The 20,921-nt window shown below is 56.7% G+C and carries 19 protein-coding genes and 1 tRNA gene; 7 read left to right on the forward strand and 13 right to left on the reverse strand.

Annotation, left to right across the window (positions count from 1 at the left end):
- Positions 1 to 37 precede the first annotated feature (37 nt).
- From rpoB to SJY36_RS13105, 10 genes are all read right to left on the reverse strand, one after another.
- A complete protein-coding gene (rpoB, locus tag SJY36_RS13060) occupies positions 38 to 4,174 on the reverse strand; it encodes a DNA-directed RNA polymerase subunit beta (RefSeq protein ID WP_386175668.1) in 4,137 nt (1,378 codons plus the stop codon).
- A gap of 284 nt (positions 4,175 to 4,458) precedes the next feature.
- Complete coding sequence (gene rplL / locus SJY36_RS13065) at positions 4,459 to 4,830, reverse strand: 50S ribosomal protein L7/L12 (RefSeq protein WP_005849872.1); 372 nt, start codon at positions 4,828 to 4,830, stop codon at positions 4,459 to 4,461.
- Positions 4,831 to 4,905: 75 nt separating this feature from the next.
- Entirely contained in the window at positions 4,906 to 5,421 is a 516-nt protein-coding gene (rplJ, locus tag SJY36_RS13070) for a 50S ribosomal protein L10 (RefSeq protein ID WP_037941629.1), read from the reverse strand.
- Positions 5,422 to 5,820: 399 nt separating this feature from the next.
- The gene (rplA, locus tag SJY36_RS13075; RefSeq protein ID WP_386175671.1) at positions 5,821 to 6,519 is read right to left on the reverse strand and encodes a 50S ribosomal protein L1; all 699 of its coding nucleotides are present in this window, start codon (positions 6,517 to 6,519) and stop codon (positions 5,821 to 5,823) included.
- A 1-nt stretch (position 6,520) separates the two neighbouring features.
- Positions 6,521 to 6,946, reverse strand: coding sequence for a 50S ribosomal protein L11 (rplK, locus tag SJY36_RS13080; protein ID WP_005849876.1), 426 nt, complete (start codon positions 6,944 to 6,946; stop codon positions 6,521 to 6,523).
- A gap of 159 nt (positions 6,947 to 7,105) precedes the next feature.
- Positions 7,106 to 7,639: a transcription termination/antitermination protein NusG gene (gene nusG / locus SJY36_RS13085; protein WP_005849878.1), complete on the reverse strand. Its 534-nt coding sequence runs from the start codon at positions 7,637 to 7,639 to the stop codon at positions 7,106 to 7,108.
- Between the two features lie 205 nt (positions 7,640 to 7,844).
- Positions 7,845 to 8,042, reverse strand: a complete 198-nt coding sequence (gene secE / locus SJY36_RS13090; RefSeq protein WP_005849880.1) for a preprotein translocase subunit SecE — start codon at positions 8,040 to 8,042, stop codon at positions 7,845 to 7,847.
- A 130-nt stretch (positions 8,043 to 8,172) separates the two neighbouring features.
- A tRNA-Trp gene (locus tag SJY36_RS13095) sits at positions 8,173 to 8,248 on the reverse strand.
- 161 nt (positions 8,249 to 8,409) lie between these two features.
- Positions 8,410 to 9,585 carry an elongation factor Tu gene (tuf, locus tag SJY36_RS13100; RefSeq protein ID WP_005849852.1) on the reverse strand — a complete coding sequence of 392 codons (1,176 nt, stop codon included), beginning with the start codon at positions 9,583 to 9,585 and terminating at the stop codon, positions 8,410 to 8,412.
- 132 nt (positions 9,586 to 9,717) lie between these two features.
- Positions 9,718 to 10,317: a hypothetical protein gene (locus tag SJY36_RS13105; RefSeq protein ID WP_235208576.1), complete on the reverse strand. Its 600-nt coding sequence runs from the start codon at positions 10,315 to 10,317 to the stop codon at positions 9,718 to 9,720.
- A gap of 127 nt (positions 10,318 to 10,444) precedes the next feature.
- Here SJY36_RS13105 and SJY36_RS13110 point away from each other — a divergent pair, with 127 nt between their 5' ends.
- Complete coding sequence (locus SJY36_RS13110) at positions 10,445 to 11,794, forward strand: cytochrome P450 (protein ID WP_386175674.1); 1,350 nt, start codon at positions 10,445 to 10,447, stop codon at positions 11,792 to 11,794.
- Here SJY36_RS13110 and SJY36_RS13115 read toward each other — a convergent pair.
- Genes SJY36_RS13115 through SJY36_RS13125 form a run of 3 tightly spaced genes read right to left on the reverse strand, consistent with a single transcriptional unit; the run spans position 11,791 to position 16,525 of the window.
- Positions 11,791 to 12,885, reverse strand: a complete 1,095-nt coding sequence (locus SJY36_RS13115; RefSeq protein WP_386175676.1) for a M48 family metallopeptidase — start codon at positions 12,883 to 12,885, stop codon at positions 11,791 to 11,793. The two genes, SJY36_RS13110 and SJY36_RS13115, sit on opposite strands and share 4 nt — an antisense overlap.
- Positions 12,882 to 14,186 (reverse strand): DUF898 family protein, encoded by a 1,305-nt coding sequence (locus SJY36_RS13120; protein ID WP_386175679.1) that lies wholly within the window; start codon positions 14,184 to 14,186, stop codon positions 12,882 to 12,884. Before SJY36_RS13120 ends, SJY36_RS13115 begins: the two co-directional genes overlap by 4 nt.
- A gap of 11 nt (positions 14,187 to 14,197) precedes the next feature.
- On the reverse strand, positions 14,198 to 16,525 hold the full coding sequence (locus SJY36_RS13125) for a DNA topoisomerase IV subunit A (RefSeq protein WP_386175682.1): 2,328 nt from the start codon (positions 16,523 to 16,525) through the stop codon (positions 14,198 to 14,200).
- A gap of 201 nt (positions 16,526 to 16,726) precedes the next feature.
- Here SJY36_RS13125 and SJY36_RS13130 point away from each other — a divergent pair, with 201 nt between their 5' ends.
- The 6 genes from SJY36_RS13130 to SJY36_RS13155 all read left to right on the forward strand — a co-directional run bounded on the left by SJY36_RS13130 (position 16,727) and on the right by SJY36_RS13155 (position 20,906).
- Positions 16,727 to 17,380, forward strand: a complete 654-nt coding sequence (locus tag SJY36_RS13130) for an SH3 domain-containing protein (RefSeq protein WP_386175685.1) — start codon at positions 16,727 to 16,729, stop codon at positions 17,378 to 17,380.
- 30 nt (positions 17,381 to 17,410) lie between these two features.
- Positions 17,411 to 18,238: an SDR family oxidoreductase gene (locus tag SJY36_RS13135; protein ID WP_306285147.1), complete on the forward strand. Its 828-nt coding sequence runs from the start codon at positions 17,411 to 17,413 to the stop codon at positions 18,236 to 18,238.
- A gap of 58 nt (positions 18,239 to 18,296) precedes the next feature.
- On the forward strand, positions 18,297 to 18,503 hold the full coding sequence (locus SJY36_RS13140; protein ID WP_005849896.1) for a twin transmembrane helix small protein: 207 nt from the start codon (positions 18,297 to 18,299) through the stop codon (positions 18,501 to 18,503).
- Complete coding sequence (locus SJY36_RS13145) at positions 18,503 to 19,075, forward strand: cob(I)yrinic acid a,c-diamide adenosyltransferase (RefSeq protein ID WP_289082769.1); 573 nt, start codon at positions 18,503 to 18,505, stop codon at positions 19,073 to 19,075. The genes SJY36_RS13140 and SJY36_RS13145 overlap by 1 nt, the downstream gene beginning before the upstream one ends.
- A 146-nt stretch (positions 19,076 to 19,221) precedes the next feature.
- A complete protein-coding gene (locus SJY36_RS13150; protein ID WP_386175690.1) occupies positions 19,222 to 19,980 on the forward strand; it encodes an electron transfer flavoprotein subunit beta/FixA family protein in 759 nt (252 codons plus the stop codon).
- Positions 19,980 to 20,906, forward strand: coding sequence for an electron transfer flavoprotein subunit alpha/FixB family protein (locus tag SJY36_RS13155; protein ID WP_005849902.1), 927 nt, complete (start codon positions 19,980 to 19,982; stop codon positions 20,904 to 20,906). Before SJY36_RS13150 ends, SJY36_RS13155 begins: the two co-directional genes overlap by 1 nt.
- Positions 20,907 to 20,921: the final 15 nt, after the last annotated feature.

A 20,921-nucleotide genomic window follows, 5' to 3' on the forward strand; every position in this document is an offset into this window, starting at 1 on the left:
AAACGGTCCGGGGTTTATGAAAACCCCGGCGCGTGCCTCACTCGTCTTCCTCCGCATCCAGGAGTTCCATGTTCAGGCCAAGACCGCGTACCTCTTTCACAAGTACGTTGAACGATTCCGGAATACCGGCTTCGAAGTTGTCTTCGCCTTTGACGATGCTTTCATAGACCTTGGTCCGTCCGGCCACGTCATCCGATTTCACAGTCAGCATCTCCTGCAGGGTGTATGCAGCGCCGTAAGCTTCCAGAGCCCAGACCTCCATCTCACCGAAGCGCTGACCACCGAACTGCGCTTTACCGCCCAATGGCTGCTGGGTGACCAGCGAGTATGGACCAGTTGAACGCGCGTGGATTTTATCGTCCACAAGGTGGTGCAGTTTCAGCAGGTATTTCACGCCGACGGTCACCGGACGCGCAAACTGCTCGCCTGTGCGGCCGTCAAACAGAACCGACTGACCGGAGCTGTCGAAACCGGCCCGTGTCAGACTGTCGTTGACATCCGCTTCCTTGGCACCATCGAAAACCGGCGTGGCGATTGGGACACCGCGCGCGACATTCTTGGCTGCGTCCAGCAATGTTTCCTCGTCCATACCCGAGATGCCTTCTTCGTAGACATCGTCGCCATAGGCGTGGTGCATTGCTTCGCGCACAGGTGTCAGATCACCGGAGCGTTTGTATTCCTGCAGCGCCTCGTCGATGTTGATGCCCAGGCCACGTGCGGCCCAACCCATGTGGGTTTCAAGGATCTGACCGACGTTCATACGCGACGGAACACCCAGCGGGTTCAAACAGAAGTCGACCGGCGTACCATCCGCGAGGAACGGCATGTCTTCCATCGGTACAACCTTGGAAATAACACCTTTGTTGCCGTGACGACCGGCCATCTTATCGCCCGGTTGCAGCTTGCGCTTCACCGCGACGAAAACCTTGACCATCTTCATCACGCCCGGGGGCAGATCGTCACCACGACGGACTTTTTCGACTTTGTCCTCGAAACGCGCGTCCAAGGTCCGTTTCTGGATCTCGTACTGCTCGTTCAGGGCCTCGACGATCTTGGCATCATCTTCGTCGGCCAAAGCCAACTGCCACCACTGACCGCGCGACAAGGATGCCAGCAGGTCTTCGGTGATTTCAGAGTTTGCCTTGACGCCTTTCGGGCCTTTGACAGCCGTCTTGCCGATGATCATCGACTGAAGACGCGCGTAGATGTTGCGGTCAAGAATGCCAAGTTCGTCGTCCCGGTCACGGGCCAGACGTTCGACTTCTTCACGTTCGATCTGCAGCGCACGTTCGTCTTTTTCAACGCCGTGACGGTTGAACACGCGGACTTCAACAACGGTACCGAAATCACCGGGCTTCACACGCAGCGACGTATCGCGCACGTCCGAGGCTTTCTCACCAAAGATGGCGCGCAGCAGTTTTTCCTCTGGCGTCATCGGGCTTTCGCCCTTGGGAGTGATCTTGCCGACGAGAATGTCACCGGGTTCAACATCCGCGCCGATGTACACGATGCCCGCCTCGTCGAGGTTGCGCAGCGCTTCTTCACCGACGTTCGGAATATCGCGTGTGATTTCCTCTGGCCCCAGCTTTGTGTCACGAGCGGCGACTTCGAATTCCTCGATGTGGATCGAGGTAAACACGTCGTCACGCGATACACGTTCAGAGATCAGGATGGAGTCTTCGTAGTTGTAGCCGTTCCAGGGCATGAACGCGACGACCACGTTCTTACCAAGCGCCAGTTCACCCATATCGGTCGATGGACCGTCCGCGATAACCTGACCCTTTTGAACCGTCTCGCCCACTTTTACCAGCGGACGCTGGTTAATGCAGGTGTTCTGGTTCGAACGCTGGAACTTGCGCATGCGGTAGATGTCTACGCCCGCGTCGCCCAGTTCAAGGTCTTCGGTGGCGCGGATAACGATACGGCTGGCGTCGACTTGGTCGATGATACCACCGCGTTTCGCCATATAGGCAGCACCGGAATCCCGTGCGACGACTTCTTCGATACCTGTCCCCACCAGTGGTGCTTCGGCTTGAAGCAAAGGCACCGCCTGACGTTGCATGTTCGAGCCCATCAAGGCCCTGTTCGCATCGTCGTTTTCAAGGAACGGGATCAAGGATGCAGCGACCGAGACCAACTGTTTTGGCGAAACGTCGATCAGATCGACATTCTCGGAAGGCGACAGCGTGTAGTCACCGGATTTCCGTGTCGACACCAGATCGTTGACGAACTTCATGTTCTCATCAAGGTTCGCGTTCGCCTGCGCCACGGTGTGACGCATTTCTTCGGTCGCGGACATGTACTGCACGTCATCGGAAACAACACCGTTCGTTACTTTACGGTAGGGTGTTTCGATAAAGCCGTATTTGTTGACGCGGGCGAATGTTGCCAACGAGTTGATCAAACCAATGTTCGGACCTTCGGGCGTTTCAATCGGACACATACGACCGTAGTGGGTCGCGTGAACGTCACGCACCTCAAAGCCGGCACGTTCGCGTGTCAGACCACCTGGCCCAAGCGCGGACAGACGACGCTTGTGCGTCACCTCGGATAGCGGGTTGGTTTGGTCCATGAACTGCGACAGCTGGCTGGAGCCGAAGAATTCACGTACCGCAGCAGCCGCTGGCTTCGCGTTGATCAGGTCTTGTGGCATGACAGTGTCGATCTCGACCGAGGACATACGTTCCTTGATCGCACGCTCCATCCGGAGCAGGCCAACGCGGTACTGGTTTTCCATCAGTTCGCCAACGGAGCGTACACGACGGTTCCCAAGGTGGTCGATGTCGTCGATATCGCCACGGCCGTCACGCAGATCAACCAGCGCCTTGATACAGGCAACGATGTCGTCACGGTCCAGCGTGCGCTGCGTGTCTTCTTTGTCGAGCGCAAGACGCATGTTCATCTTAACGCGGCCAACCGCGGAAAGGTCGTAGCGGTCCGCATCAAAGAACAGCGTGTCGAACAGGTTCGACGCGGCTTCGACTGTGGGCGGCTCACCCGGGCGCATCACACGGTAGATGTCCATGAGCGCGGTGTCGCGGTTCATGTTCTTGTCTGCCGCCATGGTGTTACGCATGTAGGGGCCAACGTTGATGTTGTCGATGTCGAGAAGTGGGATCTCGGTGATGCCCGCGTCGATCAGCTCTTTCGCTGTACCGCCGATGAGCGTGCCGTCTTTGTCGTGCTCGAGCGTCAGCTCGTCGCCCGCTTCGACATAGATCGCGCCGGTTTCTTCGTTGATGATGTCACGCGCGGCGAATTTGCCAGCGATGTGACCGAAGGGCAGCAGCAGTTCTGTCACTTTGCCTTCGTCGATCAACTGCTTCACGGCACGAGGCGTAACCTTCTTGCCCTTCTCGAACAGGATCTCGCCTGTTGCGGCGTCAACCAGATCATACGATGGACGTGTGCCCCGCACACGGTCAGGGAAGAAAGGTGCAACCCAGCCTTCGCCGTCTTTCAGCGTATAGTTCACGGTGTTGTAATACGCGTTCATGATCGCTTCTTGGTCAAGGCCAAGCGCGTAGAGCAGCGTTGTTACAGGCAGCTTACGACGACGGTCGATGCGCGCGAACACGATGTCTTTGGCGTCGAATTCGAAGTCGAGCCACGACCCGCGGTATGGGATGATGCGGCAAGCAAACAGCAGCTTACCCGAAGAGTGGGTCTTGCCTTTGTCGTGGTCAAAGAAAACGCCGGGCGAACGGTGCATCTGGGATACGATAACACGCTCTGTACCGTTCACAACAAAGGTACCGTTTGGCGTCATCAGGGGCATGTCGCCCATGAACACGTCTTGTTCTTTGATGTCTTTTACCGATTTCGCACCGGTGTCTTCATCCACATCAAATACGATGAGGCGCAGCGTCACCTTCAAAGGCGCGCTGTAGGTCATGTCGCGTTGCTGACATTCCTCGACATCATATTTGGGTTTTTCGAGCTCGTACTTGACGTATTCAAGCACCGACGTCTCGTTGAAGTCCTTGATCGGGAAAACCGACTGGAACACGCCTTGGATGCCGTCACCGTCTGTCGGTGTTTCCGCATCGCCGGAGAGCAGGAACAAATCATAAGAGGATTTCTGAACCTCGATCAGGTTCGGCATCTCCAGCACTTCGCGGATTTTGCCATAGTATTTACGTAGACGTTTCTGGCCAAGGAAGGTTTGCGCCATGTGTCTGTCACCTTTCGTATCTCTTGCCGAGCTCGCCATCACCGGGGCCGTGATGCGCGCCCATAAGAGCGGTAAATCCTGATCAATTCTTGAGGCACGTCCCACCGTACCTCTTCCGACCACTAGGACCTATCCAGAGAAGCATTTCGCTCGAAATACTTTTCAAAACAGATCAGGCTGGACAGGGAATTCCCCGTCCAGCCTTAATTTTTATGGGCTTGCCCAAAGCTTTACAAACTTCGGTCTGCTTTCATCAAGCAAAAACAGCACCCAGATCTAATGGCTTAGGCCAGTTCGATCTCTGCGCCAGCTGCTTCCAGCTTGGCTTTGATGTCTTCGGCTTCGGCTTTGTCGATGCCTTCTTTGATCTTGCCGCCAGCTTCAACCAGATCTTTGGCTTCTTTCAGGCCCAGACCGGTGATGCCGCGAACTTCTTTGATCACGTTGATTTTGGATGCGCCGGCGTTCTTCAGAACGACGTCGAATTCAGTTTTCTCTTCAGCAGCCGCGCCTGCATCGGCAGGGCCAGCCATCATCACTGCGCCGCCAGCTGCGGGCTCGATGCCATACTCGTCTTTGAGGATGGTTTTCAGTTCTTGTGCTTCCAGCAGTGTCAGACCAACGATGTCTTCTGCCAGTTTTTTCAGATCAGCCATGTTTAGCTCTTTCCGTTAACGATATGTGTGTTCCAACGCGAGTGTTCAACCCTGCGCCAGCTTGACGATATTGCTTTACGCAGCCGCCTTGTCCTCGATGGTGGACAAGATGGAAGCGATGTTGCTTGCAGGTGCGCCAATGGCCCCGGCGATGTTGGAAGCAGGTGCGCCCAGCATACCCGCGATGGTGGAGATAAGCTCCTCCCGCGAAGGCATCTTGGACACGGCTTCAACACCGGCGACATCCAGTGCGTTCTCACCCATTGCGCCGCCGAGAATGACAAACTTTTGATTCTCTTTAGCGAATTCCTGAGCGACCTTGGCAGCTGCCACGGGGTCTTCGGAATAGGTCAGAACGGTCATACCCGTCAGGAGATCTGCAATGCTTTCGCATGGCTTTCCGTCTAGGGCAATTTTGGCGAGCCTGTTTTTGGCAACACGCACGGCCCCGCCCGCAGCGCGAGCGCGCGCACGAAGGTCCTGCATATCAGCAACTGTCAGGCCGACGTAGTGGCTTACCACAACGACGCCAGAGCTTTCGAAGATTTGGCCGAGCTCTTCGACCAACTGTTCTTTCTGGGCTCTATCCACAGTTTCACTCCAAATCTGGGGGTTACCCCCCGGCTCAATTAAGTCCGCTTACGCGAACAGTCTTGGTCCATTTTACGGGAATAAGCCAAAATAGCCCCACGCTTACGCGAACGGTAATTCTTGCATCTCCCATCTCAGAAAGGAATTAAGGCTTGCGCCACCCTTCGTCTCGGACAGAAGACTCACCATGCGATGCATAGTGAATCGAGGGCTTCTTAGGGAATGCAGCGCGGAATGCCAAGGGGAAACTCGACTTTCTTGCGCCGAGTTTAGGCTAATCTGTTTCAAACACCATCAAACCGCGTTTATCCGGCCGGTTTCCGCATAAAAAATCCCCGCATCGGATGACCCAATGCGGGGATCTGATAGCAGGCGCAGGACTGCGCCTATCGCTGGACCTTACTCGGTTACAGCGTTGTCGACTTCTACAGTCACACCTGGGCCCATTGTGGAGCTCAGCGCGATCTTTTTCATGTAGGCACCCTTGGAACCGGTAGGTTTGGCTTTGGACACAGCGCCAACAAAGGCACGTACGTTTTCAACCAGCTTGGCTTCGTCAAAGGACAGTTTACCGATGCCAGCATGCACAACGCCGCCTTTTTCAGCTTTGAACTGAACCTGACCGCCTTTAGCAGCTTCAACAGCTTCTTTGATGTCCATTGTCACGGTGCCGACTTTTGGGTTTGGCATCAGGTTACGTGGGCCGAGAACCTTACCAAGACGACCAACGATGGGCATCATGTCAGGTGTCGCGATGCAGCGATCAAAGTCGATCTTGCCACCTTGGACAGCGTCCATCAGGTCTTCGGCGCCAACGATGTCGGCACCTGCTGCTTGTGCTTCGTCAGCCTTGGGGCCACGGGCGAATACAGCAACGCGAACGGATTTACCGGTGCCGTTTGGCAGACCGACAACACCGCGAACCATTTGGTCGGCGTGACGGGGGTCAACACCAAGGTTCATCGCGATTTCGATGGTTTCGTCAAATTTCGCGGTTGCGTTGGCTTTGATCAGTGCGACTGCTTCTTCAACGGTCAGATCTTCTTTGCCTACGAATGCTTCGCGTGCGGCGCGGGTGCGTTTTCCGAGTTTTGCCATCTTACTTAACCTCGATGCCCATGGAGCGGGCAGAGCCCAGAATGATTTTCATCGCGGATTCAACATCCACAGCGCTCAGGTCGGCCATTTTGGCTTCTGCGATTTCGCGCAGTTGCTTGGTGGTCACGGTGCCGACGGTCTCGCGGCTTGGTGTTTTCGCGCCGGAGTTAACCTTGGCAGCTTTCTTCAGGTAGTAGGACGCAGGAGGCGTCTTGATGTCCATGGTGAAGGACTTGTCCTGATAGTAGCTGATCACGGTCGGGCAAGGGGCACCTGGCTCCATGTCCGCTGTCTTGGCGTTGAACGCCTTACAGAATTCCATGATGTTGATCCCGCGCTGACCCAATGCGGGGCCGACGGGTGGGGATGGGTTCGCTTGTCCCGCTTTAACTTGCAACTTCATCGTACCGACGAGTTTCTTGGCCATTGGCCTTCTCCTTTTAATGTCGGTGAACTTTCGTTCACCCTATACAACCACATCGCGATGTGGCCGCTTGCTAGCGTGGTGCGGTTGGGCGGCGCGCCGCTATCCCCTCCCACAAACGAACGGTGTTGCCACCGCATAGCGGGTCGCCCCGCCGATCGCTCAGACCTGTTTGTTGACCTGAGTGAATTCCAATTCAACCGGTGTTTCCCGGCCAAAGATCGACACCGACACCTTGAGGCGCTGGTTCTCGTCGTCGACCTCTTCGATCATACCGTCGAAGTCTTCGAACGGGCCGTCCGCAACTTTGACCTTCTCACCCACTTCGAAGTGGATCAGCGTGCGTGGTGCTTCTTCGCCCTCTTGGACGCGGCCCAGGATCGCGGTGACTTCGGCGTCACGCATCGGCATCGGACGACCCTGCGGGCCTAGGAAACCAGTGACGCGGTTGATCGAGTTGATCAGGTGATACCCGCGATCGGACATCTCCATATGGACCAGCACATAGCCGGGCATAAAGCGACGCTCTGTCGTGACTTTCTTGCCGCGCCGGACCTCGATCACCTCTTCGGTGGGGACCAGCACTTCGTCGATTTGGTCCTCAAGCTCTTGCTCGGCGACCGTGGTGCGGATTTGCTCGGCAATCTTCTTTTCGAAGTTCGACAAAACACTGACCGAATACCATCTTTTCGCCATCTGAACTTGGTCCCTGTCTTGTGATGCAGCAACGGCCACATCTAATTCTCGTAAAAACCAGCCTGTCGCAGCATGCCGGCGGTGAACAAAAAATCGGCGCGCAACACGAATCGCCGCACGCCCCTCTTGATCAGGTCTGCGGGATAGCCCGCAATCGCACATGTTTCAAGAGGGCCACGGCGTTTTAAGGTGCCGCGCCCCTGGATCAGCCGAAGGCGGCCAGGATGTACTGCAACCCGCCACGGATGAGGATATCGACGATCGCAAAGAACACCGCTGTCAACGCGGCAAGGATGAACACCATAACCGTGGTGAGCATGACCTCGCGACGGGTGGGCCAGACGACCTTGGATACTTCGGAACGCACTTGCTGGATGAACTGAAGCGGGTTGACTGTGGCCATGTCGGTTTTCCTGTATACGAACGATTGTGGGGATGTATCTGTCAAAAGCGCTGAATTCAAGGCTTCATATCAAGCTCGCCTACTGGCGAAGCTGGTACACCAAAGTGCGCGTTCTCACATGTTTTGAGATTGGCAGGGGCTGAGGGACTCGAACCCACGACCCTCGGTTTTGGAGACCGATGCTCTACCAACTGAGCTAAACCCCTATGCCGAGTGGTGAGGTAGTCGATATTCGCTGGGGGATCAAGGGCAGATAGACGCATTGCGCAGGAATAATGTCGCCCGCCCTCAAGCCACGAAAAAGGCCGCCCCGATTGGGAGCGGCCTTCGTCTTGTCGCCGGTGCGCGGGGTGACCCGCGGGATGGCTTACTCGGTGATTTTGGAAACCACGCCCGCGCCAACGGTACGACCGCCTTCGCGGATCGCGAAGCGCAGACCGTCTTCCATCGCGATGGGGGCGATCAGCTCGACGTCGAACTGCAGGTTGTCGCCAGGCATAACCATTTCAGTGCCTTCTGGCAGCTGAACGGTACCGGTGACGTCTGTGGTCCGGAAGTAGAACTGTGGACGGTAGTTCGCGAAGAACGGCGTGTGACGGCCACCCTCTTCCTTGGTGAGGATATAGGCTTCGGCTGTGAACTTGGTGTGCGGCTTAACCGAACCTGGCTTACACAGAACCTGACCACGCTCAACGCCTTCACGGTCGATACCGCGCAGCAGGGCGCCGATGTTGTCGCCAGCTTCCCCACGGTCCAGCAGTTTGCGGAACATTTCAACGCCGGTACATGTGGTTTTCTTGGTGTCGCGGATGCCAACGATTTCGATTTCGTCGCCAACGTTGATCACGCCACGCTCAACACGGCCGGTCACAACTGTACCACGACCGGAGATCGAGAAGACGTCTTCCACAGGCATCAGGAACGGCTGGTCAACAGCGCGCTCTGGTGTTGGGATGTAGTTGTCGACTTCTTCCATCAGCTTGCGGATGGAGTTCTCGCCGATGTTCTCGTCACGGCCTTCCATCGCCGCCAGAGCGGAACCGGGGATCACAGGGATGTCGTCGCCTGGGTAGTCGTAGGAAGACAGCAGTTCGCGGATTTCCATTTCAACCAGTTCCAGCAGCTCTTCATCGTCCACCTGGTCTACTTTGTTCATGTAGACAACCATGGCGGGGATGCCGACCTGACGGCCCAGCAGGATGTGCTCGCGGGTCTGTGGCATGGGGCCATCAGCAGCGTTCACAACCAGGATCGCGCCGTCCATCTGCGCCGCACCGGTGATCATGTTTTTCACATAGTCAGCGTGGCCTGGGCAGTCGACGTGGGCGTAGTGACGGCCTTCGGTCTCATACTCAACGTGTGCGGTCGAGATGGTGATGCCGCGTGCTTTTTCTTCGGGCGCGCCGTCGATTTGGTCATAGGCGCGGAAGTCGCCGAAGTACTTGGTGATCGCCGCGGTCAACGTGGTTTTGCCGTGGTCAACGTGACCAATGGTACCGATGTTAACGTGTGGTTTATTACGTTCAAACTTTGCCTTAGCCATGGAGCAGCCCTTTATATTAATGAGGGCCTGAACCCAGACCCAAACCTATCTGGCGGGCGATGTATTGGGTCTGGCGCATAAAATCAAGCACCTGTTCGCCTCACACCGCCGCAGAATTCATGTAAATGCGCACTAGTTCGCTGTTACCGCCGGCGCAGAGGGGATTTCAGCGCGCTCGATGACCGCGTCCGCCGGGCGTTCGAACCAGCCTTCGGCCTTATTTTGCTTAACCAAATAGGTCTCGATCGACTTTGCCGCATTCTGGCTGAGGTTCTTAAGCTGTTCTTCAGCAGTCTTGGTGTAGCCAGACCCCACGATAGGCCCCTGATCAAGGGATTCGAAAACGGTGATCTGGTGCGGTTCGTCCGTAAGCTTCTTACCCGCGGCGTCGTCCCAAACGGTAAGGTTCAGGATCATGATCGACTTGGGCGCAAGCACAAGCGGAATACCCGGAGGGGCAAGAACATAGCCTTCGACACTGACGCCAAAATGGTAATTGCGCGCGCCTTCATATCGGTCAAAACGTTCGGCAATGGCGTCTTTGACGGCCGTGGTCAGCACCTCTTCACTGACTTCGCGACTGATCGGCAGTTTCTGTACCTTCGGCGCGACAACGATGTTGTGGTAGAGATTAAAGTCACCCAAAGGCACCGCCGGCTTGTCGAGGTCGGATGCCCCGTTACACGCAGAAAGGACCACGATACTGATCAAAGCTGATAAAATTCGAACCATTTCATGCCTCCTCGGCGCATTTATGCCCTTTGCGATACCCTAAGGCTGAATAGGGTGCAACGTTTGCTAAAGTGGCACGCACGGGGTGGCGTGCTACCCTATATCCGTCTGATGAAGGATAATTGCCATGGATCGCCCCCTGCCCGCCCGCGTGGCCTTGGTTAACCAGCCCCTAGGCCTGTTTCGCAGCCTCGCTATGGCGCGACGAAATGTGCTTAGCATTATTCCTGAAATAGCTGTCAAACAGCCGATGGTCTCTGGCAAAATGGGCAAGCGTTGGCACATGGTTATGGACCCGACTGCCATCCGCGAGATGCTGTTGGATCGGGTTGACGACTACCCTAAATCCTTGATGACAAAAAACCTTTTGCGCCCCGCGATCGGAGAATCCCTTTTCATTGCAGAGGGTGCGCATTGGCGCTGGCAACGCCGCGCGGTGGCACCGGCCTTTTCACACCGCAATATGCTGAACCTGTCGCCCATCATGACCGCAGCAGCGCAAAGGTCGGCCGACCGGATCGCCACCGCTGGCCCGCGGGCCATCAATATGCTGGACGAGATGGTCACGTCGACATTCGACGTCATCTCGGATGTAACATTCTCGGGCGGCGACGGGTTTGACCGCGACGCCGTGCTCCGCGCCATTGACGACTATATTGCAGAGGCCGGGAAACTGAGCCTTTTCGATATTCTTGGCCTGCCAGACTGGCTTCCGCGCCCAGGACGGGCGATGTCGGGCCGTGCCCTGAAAGACATGAAACGCATTGCCGACGGCGCGATAGATGCGCGGGCCGAACGGGGGCCCAGCGATACGCCGGACCTGCTGGATCTTCTCCTTGATGGCACCGACCCCAAGACCAAACGTCAGATGAATACGGCCGAGCTACGGGACAATCTGTTAACCTTCATCGTCGCAGGGCATGAGACGACGGCCCTTACCCTGTCTTGGGCGCTCTATCTGATGGGCTTTGATCAGGCCGTGCAGCAAAACGCCCGCGCCGAGGCGCAAACCGTGTTGCAGGGGCGCGCGGCGACGGGTGCAGACGTCGAAAACCTACCATACATCCGCCAAATTATCGACGAAACCCTGCGCCTTTACCCGCCGGCGGGGGTGATTTCACGCACCGCGCAGAGAAACGACACCTTGTGCGGCAGGGAAGTTCGGCCCGGCGATACTGTCATGGTGCCGATTTACGCGCTTGGCCGCCATCAGCAGCTTTGGGACCAGCCCGATGTTTTCGACCCCGACCGTTTCAAAGATCGCAAAGCGATCGACCGATACGCCTACCTGCCCTTTGGCGATGGCCCGCGTATCTGCATCGGCGCGTCCTTTGCGCAGCAAGAGGCGGTGATCATCCTCGCGACCTTGCTTTCGCGGTTTCGTTTCACACCGGTCGCCGGGAAAAGCCCTGAACCGGTTATGATCCTGACCCTACGCCCCGAAGGCGGAGTATGGTTAACCGCAACACCTGCCTAGTCGCAAATCCGCCGCAGGTCGCCCCAGGCGTTCGCGTCGACAATAGCAGAGTATTCAGACTGCGCGCGCGCCGCATTTTGCGCGGCAGTGATGCGGTCATCGAATGATGGATGGCTCAGGAAATGGGCCATCAGTGGGTTCGCTTCGCCTTGGGTCCGGCGCAGGCGCTCGAACATGGCCCCCATCGCTTTCGGAGACACGCCCGCAGTCGCCAGAAGTTTATGCCCGAACGCGTCTGCCTCTGTTTCGGCCTGCTGGGTATAGGTCGCGCTGATCAAACGCTCTGCCAGAAACAACACCACGGCTCCGCCTGCGAAGTCACCGAACAAAAGCCCCAATACGCCAATCGATCCGGCGGACCGCAACGCATGGCGTGTCGGGTCACGACTGACAACGTGACCAATTTCATGCGCCAACACAGCGGCGACCTCATCCGGGGACTGGGCTTGCTGGATCAGCCCGTCGAACAGCACGACAATCCCGCCGGGCAGCGCAAAAGCGTTAACCATTGGGTGGTCCAGCACCAGGACATTCAAATCCTGCACTGCCCCCTCGCCCGCGTTAAGCGCGGTGATCATGCTGGTGAGCGCCGCTTCGCCCGCCGAGGCGTCGCAAATGGCGAGGGGCTGCATGCCGGTTTCGTCCAAGGCCCTGCGAATCTGGCCCAATGTCGCCTCACCCAAGGCGGCCTCTCCTGCTGGCGGGATGAAATTCGCCAAGCGGTCCGCCAAAAATGGCACCAGCACTGTAATCTGAAGCGCAACAGCCGCGACAGCTGTCATCGCCCAAGCGAACAACCTGCGTCGCCCTCGGGCCGGCGCAGGGCGGCGAGCGGCAGGAAGATGTCGTAGCAGCGTCTTATCCGCAACGATAAGCCGCGCCAGCGGATCGGTAACCGAGCGCAGGGTATAGTCTTTCCCGCGCGCCTGATCGGGCACCAACCTAATATCGCCAAGCCGCCAGAAGATAATATCTTCGCTATCCAGTCCAATCTGCAGATTATCGTTCGCAATATGCAGGCTGACATCTTCGGCAACCGGACGATCACCATCAAAATAGGCCGCCCCCATGCCGTTAAACCCGACGCTCATATCGCGGCTCCCAGGTCCAACGCCTCTGCAAACCCTTCGGCTTCGGCGAAGTCATCCCGCCCTGACTGGCTGATGCTTTGCAAACCGTCATACCGCGGAAGCGCACTGGTTTTGGCCATGTGACGCATTAACGGAAAGGTGACAAATGTGTTGTAGCAAACGTTCCACATCAAAAAGACCGAGAGGTAAAAACCCGCCAACACTACGATCGCCAAAGCCCGCGAGATCGGAAGCGTTTCAATGTCGATCCCCAAATCAAACCCCATAAAGGCGCTTGGTCCAATGACGACAAATGCCCCTAACACTAGCAAAAACACCCCCAGAACGAGGACGGAATATGCGATAAAGCTGCCGAATACGTAGATGAACGCGATACGCGGTGCGCTTAGCCTCGACGTTATGGCAATACCATTCGCTGTCTTGTGGTTTGCCATTATTCTTTTCGAAACGAAGCGATAGTGCACTGCACCGTAGACCATGCCTAGCAGGCTCACGGGGAAAAGGAGCAACCACCAAGCGCCTTGCATAGGAAATGCTGCGCCCTGCCCGTCAGCCAGCGTTTCGAGCATCTGCGAGGCGAAGCCCGACGTGTCGAAAGTCTGGGACGCGGCAGATATGTACGCGTAGGCCACGCTACCAAGAAGCAGCAAGGTGAACAAAGCAAACGGAATCGCGGCACGATAGAGCATGCCCCAACGCCCCCCTTGATGCAGCTGTGCCGATCCGAAATAGGTGCGGTCCGTCGTGTATTTCTCAAGGTGGAAAGTCATACGTGGCCAAAGCAGCCCTAGCGAGAAAATGGTGACCAACCAATGCAGCATAGCGCGCCAGACATACCCCCATGCGCCTTTATCAAGGCCAAACCGCACCCCGCGCCATCGCGTCCGTCCCAAGACGTACCGTCGCGCACGATATCGGGCATAGAACCACAATGGAACAACCCCGAATCCCGCTGCGAAGTACCCTAAGGTCGCGCTCGAAAACACCGAGAAGCTGACGAACATCAGAATCAGATTAATGATTCCGATGTAGAAGGTGAGGATCACAACGGCGATAAAAAATCCCAATAGCTTCTCAATCGGATCGCCGACGTATTCCATCGGATGCCCGCCCGGCCGGATTGCGGACCAATACCATCGCCGCAAACGGGTCTTCATCCAGAACCGGTAAAAACCCAGCGTAATAATCGTGAGAAAACCGGCTTTGAACGCCAACCAAAAGAGCGCGCCGCGCCCCCCGACGAATTGAACCGACATCGCGGGTGCCGAACCACTGGGGTATGACAGTTCGGCGTCACTCACGTCGTTTGCGATCAACCGAAGCGGTTATCACGCGGGAACCCACGCGGTGCCATGCGCCCCGCTGTCGCGCGCTTGCCAGTCCATTCGGTCAGGTCAGCTTCGGTACGTGTCCGTCCCGCGGGATCCTGCCAGCTTAGCCCGTTCTCGCGGCTAAACGTGATCGCATCAGACATGCCCCCGTCTTTGTACTTTTGCAGCCGCACACCTTTGCCGCGTCCCATTTCGGGAAGCTCGTCCAAGCCGAACACCAAGACTTTGCGATTCTCACCCACAACGGCAACGGCATCCGCATCGCCGGTTACCGGCGCGCAAATCATTGCTTTCGCGTCGCCGCGCACGTTCAGCACCTGTTTACCGCTGCGTGTCTGCGCCAGAACATCATCCTCCGGCACGATAAATCCATCCCCGGCCGAGGAAGCCACCAATAGCTTGCGCCCCGCCTTGTGGATCAAAATATCGACAATTTGAACTTCGTTGGGCAGATCCACCATCAACCGCAATGGCTCCCCCATGCCGCGCCCGCCGGGCAAGGTCGATGCAGACACCGTGTAAAAGCGCCCGTTCGACCCGAAGACCAGCAGCCTGTCTGTTGTTTCTGCATGGAAAATAAAGCGGGGGCCGTCGCCATCCTTGAACTTCAACTCGCGATTCAGATCGATATGTCCCGTCATCGCACGGATCCAGCCCATCTGCGAACAGACAACTGTAATCGGTTCGCGGTCGATCATCGCCTCCAGCGGGACTTCCTCGATCACGCCAGCTTCGGAGAAGCTCGTTCTACGACGACCGATGTTCTTACCGTCCAGCGACCAGTCCTTGCCGAACTGCTTTTTCGTCTCGCGCAGCTGGTCGATGATCGTATCCCATTGGGTACCTTCATTTTCCAGCAGATCTTCGAGGCCCGAGCGCTCCTCCATCAAGGCGGCTTGCTCGCGCAGCAGCTCGATTTCTTCCAACCGGCGCAACGACCGCAGGCGCATGTTCAAAATCGCGTCGGCTTGAACTTCGGATAGCGCGTTTTCTGTGGAGGGCGCTGGCGGTACATAGCTCGCCTCGTCCATCGCGCGCACGTGATCCTTACTCCAATCCTCGGCCATCAACGCCGATTTCGGATCCTCGTCATAGCGAATGATATCAATCACGCGATCGAGGTTGAGAAACGCGACGATAAAACCTTCCAAGACCTCTAGTCGGTGGTCGATCTTTTCCATCCGGTGGGTCGAGCGCCGCTGAAGCACCTCGCGCCGATGATCAAGAAATGCGCGCAGCACTTCCTTCATCGAACATACTTTAGGTGTCACCCCGTCAATCAAGACGTTCATGTTCAACGAGAATCGCACCTCAAGATCAGAGCTGCGATACAGCATCCCCATCAGGACCTCGGGATCAACGTTCTTGGAACGCGGCTCGATGATCAGGCGAATATCGTCGGCCGATTCGTCGCGTACATCGCCCAGAATCGGAATTTTCTTGGTCTGAATAAGCTCTGCGATCTTTTCGATCAGCTTGGATTTCTGTACCTGATAGGGAATTTCAGTGATGACAATTTGCCAAGCACCGCGCCCCAGATCCTCTGTTTCCCACCGACAACGAAGGCGGAAACCGCCCTTACCCGTACGATAGGCATTCGCAATGTTTTCAGGGGGTTCAACGATAATACCGCCGGTCGGAAAATCGGGACCGGGAACGTATTTGAGCAAGGTATCGTCGCGGGCATCGGGCGTTTTGATCAGGTGGATACAGGCGTCCACCAGTTCCGAGATATTATGCGGCGGGATGTTGGTGGCCATACCGACAGCAATACCCGACGACCCGTTTGCCAGGAGGTTCGGGAACTGCGCGGGCAGAACGGCAGGCTCGGTCAGTGTGCCGTCGTAATTCTCTCTAAAATCGACAGCATTTTCATTCAGACCTTCCAGCATGGCCTCGGCCACGGCGGTCATGCGCGCTTCGGTATATCGGCTCGCAGCGGGGTTATCCCCGTCGATGTTGCCAAAGTTCCCCTGCCCGTCAACCAACGGATAACGCACGTTAAAATCTTGCGCGAGACGCGCCATCGCATCGTAAATCGCAGCGTCGCCATGCGGGTGATAGTTCCCCATCACGTCGCCAGAAATTTTCGCAGACTTCCGGAATCCCCCGGTGCTGTTAAGCCTCAGTTCACGCATCGCGAATAGAATCCGACGGTGAACGGGCTTTAACCCGTCGCGCGCATCGGGCAGCGCGCGGTGCATAATAGTAGACAGCGCATAGGTCAGATACCGGTCGCCCAATGCACGGCGCAAAGGCTCTGACGAATTGCGAGAATCTGGATCGGCGGGGGTGGTTACATCTGACATCTTCATTGTTTAGCCAAGGCCGCGAGACGCGGCAAGCGACTGTTTGGGGCGCAGCGCCCCAGCACGGCGTGCGGTGTCTCTGTCATGCAACTTTGCAAACATATTGGAACGATTAGGCAGCATTTTATGTTATACTTGATATTACAGCCTTGGGGAGACCTGCTGCGGGTCTAGGCTGTCTGCTATTTCGAGGAATGTGTGATGAAGCGGTTTATTTTGTTGACCTTCGGGTTTCTTGGTTGGGCATTCTACGAGATGAGCGGCGGGGCCGATTTTCAACCCGCGAGCGCTCGGATGGCTGCGAATGCAGACCAAATGCCAGCACAGGAGAACGAAATCACCGCTGAAACCTCAAACGAACCAGTCGAGACGGCAAAGGTCATCCCGGCGGTCGCGACGGCTCCGGTTGATACGACCCCGCCGGGTTTTGAAAGCACCGCGCAAGCTGATGATGCCGAACGCGTTTCTGTCACCCTCACCACCGCATTGAATACCGCGGACACCGGTGCTGCGACTGACGTATCGTATGTGCCTGTCGCCCAGAATATCGCGGCGAACGGGGCGGACACGCCAGCAATTATTCCCAGCCTGATCGTTCCGAACGACAGCGGTTCCGCGATCGTAGAGGCACGTGCTGAAACGAACCTGAGCAGCGAAGCGGATATTCGTTCTGTATCCGGCAACCGTGTGAATGTCCGTGGTGGCCCGGGCACCGAGTTTCAGGTCGTGAGCAAGCTAGGTCGCGGCGATTCGGTCGAGATTATTCAGGATAACGGCGATGGATGGGTAAAGATGCGTCCCGTAGACGGCGGGCCAGAGGGCTGGATGGCCGATTTCCTGTTGTCGAACGGGTAAACTACTCAACAACTCCCGAGACAACAGTTAATGCAACAACGTACAATTTTAATTACCGGCTGCTCCTCCGGGATCGGCTACGCCGCTGCGCATGCATTGCGCGAACGCGGCTGGAGGGTTTTCGCTTCGTGCCGCCAAACGCGCGATTGCGAGAGGCTAGCCGCCGAAGGATTTGATGCGCCCCAGCTCGACTATACGGATGCCAGTAGCATCGCCACTGCGCTGGATCATGTACTTGAGCAAACCGGTGGCACGCTCGATGCCCTTTATAACAACGGTGCCCATGCGACACCCGGTGCCGTCGAAGACCTTCCCACAGACGCGCTGCGCGAGATATTCGAAAGCAATTTCTTCGGCTGGCACGAGCTTACGCGCAAGATCATCCCTGTGATGCGGGCACAGGGTCACGGACGCATTATCCAATGCTCGTCCGTCCTGGGTCTTGTCACAATGCCGTGGCGTGGCGCTTACAATTCTACGAAATTCGCGCTGGAAGGCTTAACGGACACGCTTCGTATTGAGCTGCGCGACACCCCCATCCACGTGACCCTGATCGAGCCCGGGCCCATTACATCCAACATCCGCGCGAACTCTATCCCGCACTTCGAGCGTTGGATCGATTGGAAAAGCTCTGCCCGAAAGGCGCAATACGAAAGCGCGTTGTTAGACAGGCTATACACTGCGAGAGGGCCCGACAGGTTCGAGCTTCCGCCACAAGCAGTCGTTGACAGGCTTATCCATGCGCTGGAGGCCGACCGCCCACGGCCGCGGTATTATGTCACGACGCCGACGCGCATCTCGGGCATTTTAAAGCGTATTTTACCAACACGTGCCCTAGACTGGGTGCTCTCTCGATAAATTCGGGTTGCGCTACTGCATGACCCCGCTACATCTTTCAGCAACACAAAGGATGCTTATGTTCGCTGATCCGTTATATATCCTGACCGTCGTTGCCGTGATTGCGGTGGTTGTCGTATTGATTTTTGGGCTTGGGGGCTTCGCGGGTGGCGGAGAATTCAATAAGCGCAATTCAAATAAACTTATGCGCATGCGCATCATCGCACAGTTCATCGCTGTCGTTCTCATCGTCATATATGTGTACCTGCGAAAGGACGCTGGCTGATGGTTGTTCTTAATAAAATCTACACCCGCACCGGCGACAAAGGCGAAACCGCGTTGGGAAACGGGGACCGTGTGGCCAAACACGACCTCCGGGTCGAGGCATATGGCACATCCGACGAATTGAACTGTTTTGTTGGTGTCGCGCGGCTTGAAGCGAAAGGCGAAACCGACGCCGCGCTGTCGCGTATCCAGAACGACCTGTTCGACCTGGGCGCTGACCTGTGCCGCCCCGATATGGAAGCGGATGCAGACGCCGAATACCCGCCTCTGCGCCTCGCGGCGGAGCAGGTCGACAGGCTTGAACGTGAAATTGACGTGATGAACGCTGATCTGTCCCCGCTGAGAAGCTTTATTCTACCCGGCGGCACCGCACTTGCCGCGCATTTGCACGTGTGCCGGACAGTTGCCCGCCGCGCTGAACGGCTTGCGGTGCATTTGGCTGACAGAGATTCTATTAATCCGGCCGCCGTCAAATATCTGAACCGGCTAAGCGATTGGTTTTTCGTCGCGGCGAGGGCTTCAAATAACGGCGGTAAGGACGATGTATTATGGGTGCCCGGGGCAAATCGCTAAGGCCGTCAGTCAGAAACGCCGCGTCGAAAGACAATAAATTACTATTTTTGACTGTTTTGCATTCGATTGCTTCGTTACACCGACGAAGAGTTCACATGATCGGGGCCGAACCGGCCCGGATCGTCAACTGAGGAGAGAGAACGCTCATGAAGGTACTGGTACCTGTAAAGCGCGTGATCGACTACAACGTGAAAGTACGCGTCAAAGCGGACGGCACGGGTGTTGATCTTGCCAACGTAAAGATGTCGATGAACCCGTTTGACGAGATTTCCGTCGAACAAGCGATCCGCATGAAAGAGGCCGGCCAGGTCGAAGAAGTTGTGGTCGTCTCTATCGGCGTAAAACAGGCGCAGGAAACACTGCGCACAGCGCTGGCAATGGGCGCCGACCGCGCGATTCTGATCGTGGCGGCCGACGATGTGCACAACGATATCGAGCCTTTGACCGTTGCCAAAATTCTGAAAGGCGTCGTCGAACAAGAGAAGCCCGATCTTGTTCTTTGCGGTAAGCAAGCGATCGACAACGACATGAACGCCACTGGTCAGATGCTGTCCGCTCTGCTGGGGTGGTCGCAAGCGACCTTCGCCTCCAAAGTCGACATCGATGGCGACAGCGCTGTTGTGACACGTGAAGTCGACGGTGGTTTGCAGACTATTAAGGTTTCCATGCCTACAGTCGTGACTGTGGATCTTCGCCTGAACGAACCACGCTATGCGTCGCTACCCAACATCATGAAGGCAAAGAAAAAGCCTTTGGATGAGAAGACACCTGCCGATTATGGCGTCGAGGTTTCCAACCGTTTGGAAATCATCAAGACGGCTGAGCCAGCAGAACGTGCTGCGGGCATCAAGGTCGAGTTGGTCGATGAACTGGTTGCGAAACTTAAAGAAGCGGGGGCTGTGTAATGGCTGTTCTACTCCTTGCAGAAGTAACTGATGGCGAACTGGCACTTGACGCGACATCCAAAGCCGTTGCTGCGGCCAAGATGCTCGGCGATGTTACTGTTCTCTGCGCTGGTGGTTCCGCCGCTGCGGCGGGCGAAGCGGCTGCGAAAATCAACGGTGTTTCCAAAGTTCTGGTCGCCGAGGATGAGACCCTTGGCCACCGCCTCGCGGAATCCACGGCGGCGTTGATCGTATCGCTCGCCGGTGATTACGACCACATCACCGCGCCAGCGACCACAGACGCCAAAAACGTGATGCCACGTGTTGCTGCGTTGCTTGACGTCATGTTGCTGTCCGATGTGTCCGGTGTTGTCGATGCCGACACGTTCGAACGTCCCATCTATGCGGGCAACGCGATCCAGACGGTCAAATCCTCGGATGCGAAAAAGGTCATCACCTTCCGCACCACGACGTTTGACGCCGCGGGCGACGGTGGCTCCGCCTCTGTAGAGACGGTATCCGCTGCGGCCGATCCCGGCCTGTCTTCCTGGGTAGAAGACCACGTTGCAGAAAGCGATCGCCCCGAGCTGACATCGGCTGGCGTGGTTGTTTCCGGCGGCCGTGGCGTTGGCTCCGAAGAAGACTTCGCCTTGATCGAAAAGCTGGCTGACAAGCTGGGTGCCGCTGTTGGCGCTTCGCGCGCTGCCGTTGATTCGGGCTATGCTCCGAACGACTGGCAAGTTGGTCAGACCGGTAAGGTTGTCGCGCCCGAGCTTTATGTGGCGGTTGGTATCTCCGGTGCGATCCAGCACTTGGCCGGCATGAAAGACAGCAAGATCATCGTCGCCATCAACAAAGACGAAGAAGCGCCGATCTTCCAGGTTGCGGACTATGGTCTGGTGGCAGATCTGTTCGAAGCCGTTCCCGAGCTGATCGAAAAACTGTAAGCCGTAAGGGCTTTA

The organism is Sulfitobacter sp. R86518, from assembly GCF_042466275.1.
Classification (GTDB): Bacteria; Pseudomonadota; Alphaproteobacteria; order Rhodobacterales; family Rhodobacteraceae; genus Sulfitobacter; species Sulfitobacter pontiacus.

What these genes read in the sequence shown, in the direction of transcription:
- nusG (WP_005849878.1), bottom strand. Translation starts at nt 7,639, where the DNA reads ATGGCGAAAAGATGGTATTCGGTCAGTGTTTTGTCGAACTTCGAAAAG.
- rplK (WP_005849876.1), bottom strand. Translation starts at nt 6,946, where the DNA reads ATGGCCAAGAAACTCGTCGGTACGATGAAGTTGCAAGTTAAAGCGGGA.
- SJY36_RS13105 (WP_235208576.1), bottom strand. Translation starts at nt 10,317, where the DNA reads ATGGTTCGAATTTTATCAGCTTTGATCAGTATCGTGGTCCTTTCTGCG.
- SJY36_RS13145 (WP_289082769.1), top strand. Translation starts at nt 18,503, where the DNA reads ATGGTTGTTCTTAATAAAATCTACACCCGCACCGGCGACAAAGGCGAA.
- SJY36_RS13140 (WP_005849896.1), top strand. Translation starts at nt 18,297, where the DNA reads ATGTTCGCTGATCCGTTATATATCCTGACCGTCGTTGCCGTGATTGCG.
- SJY36_RS13150 (WP_386175690.1), top strand. Translation starts at nt 19,222, where the DNA reads ATGAAGGTACTGGTACCTGTAAAGCGCGTGATCGACTACAACGTGAAA.
- SJY36_RS13130 (WP_386175685.1), top strand. Translation starts at nt 16,727, where the DNA reads ATGAAGCGGTTTATTTTGTTGACCTTCGGGTTTCTTGGTTGGGCATTC.
- SJY36_RS13125 (WP_386175682.1), bottom strand. Translation starts at nt 16,525, where the DNA reads ATGTCAGATGTAACCACCCCCGCCGATCCAGATTCTCGCAATTCGTCA.
- rplL (WP_005849872.1), bottom strand. Translation starts at nt 4,830, where the DNA reads ATGGCTGATCTGAAAAAACTGGCAGAAGACATCGTTGGTCTGACACTG.
- SJY36_RS13115 (WP_386175676.1), bottom strand. Translation starts at nt 12,885, where the DNA reads ATGAGCGTCGGGTTTAACGGCATGGGGGCGGCCTATTTTGATGGTGAT.
- rplA (WP_386175671.1), bottom strand. Translation starts at nt 6,519, where the DNA reads ATGGCAAAACTCGGAAAACGCACCCGCGCCGCACGCGAAGCATTCGTA.
- rpoB (WP_386175668.1), bottom strand. Translation starts at nt 4,174, where the DNA reads ATGGCGCAAACCTTCCTTGGCCAGAAACGTCTACGTAAATACTATGGC.
- SJY36_RS13135 (WP_306285147.1), top strand. Translation starts at nt 17,411, where the DNA reads ATGCAACAACGTACAATTTTAATTACCGGCTGCTCCTCCGGGATCGGC.
- tuf (WP_005849852.1), bottom strand. Translation starts at nt 9,585, where the DNA reads ATGGCTAAGGCAAAGTTTGAACGTAATAAACCACACGTTAACATCGGT.
- SJY36_RS13110 (WP_386175674.1), top strand. Translation starts at nt 10,445, where the DNA reads ATGGATCGCCCCCTGCCCGCCCGCGTGGCCTTGGTTAACCAGCCCCTA.
- secE (WP_005849880.1), bottom strand. Translation starts at nt 8,042, where the DNA reads ATGGCCACAGTCAACCCGCTTCAGTTCATCCAGCAAGTGCGTTCCGAA.
- SJY36_RS13155 (WP_005849902.1), top strand. Translation starts at nt 19,980, where the DNA reads ATGGCTGTTCTACTCCTTGCAGAAGTAACTGATGGCGAACTGGCACTT.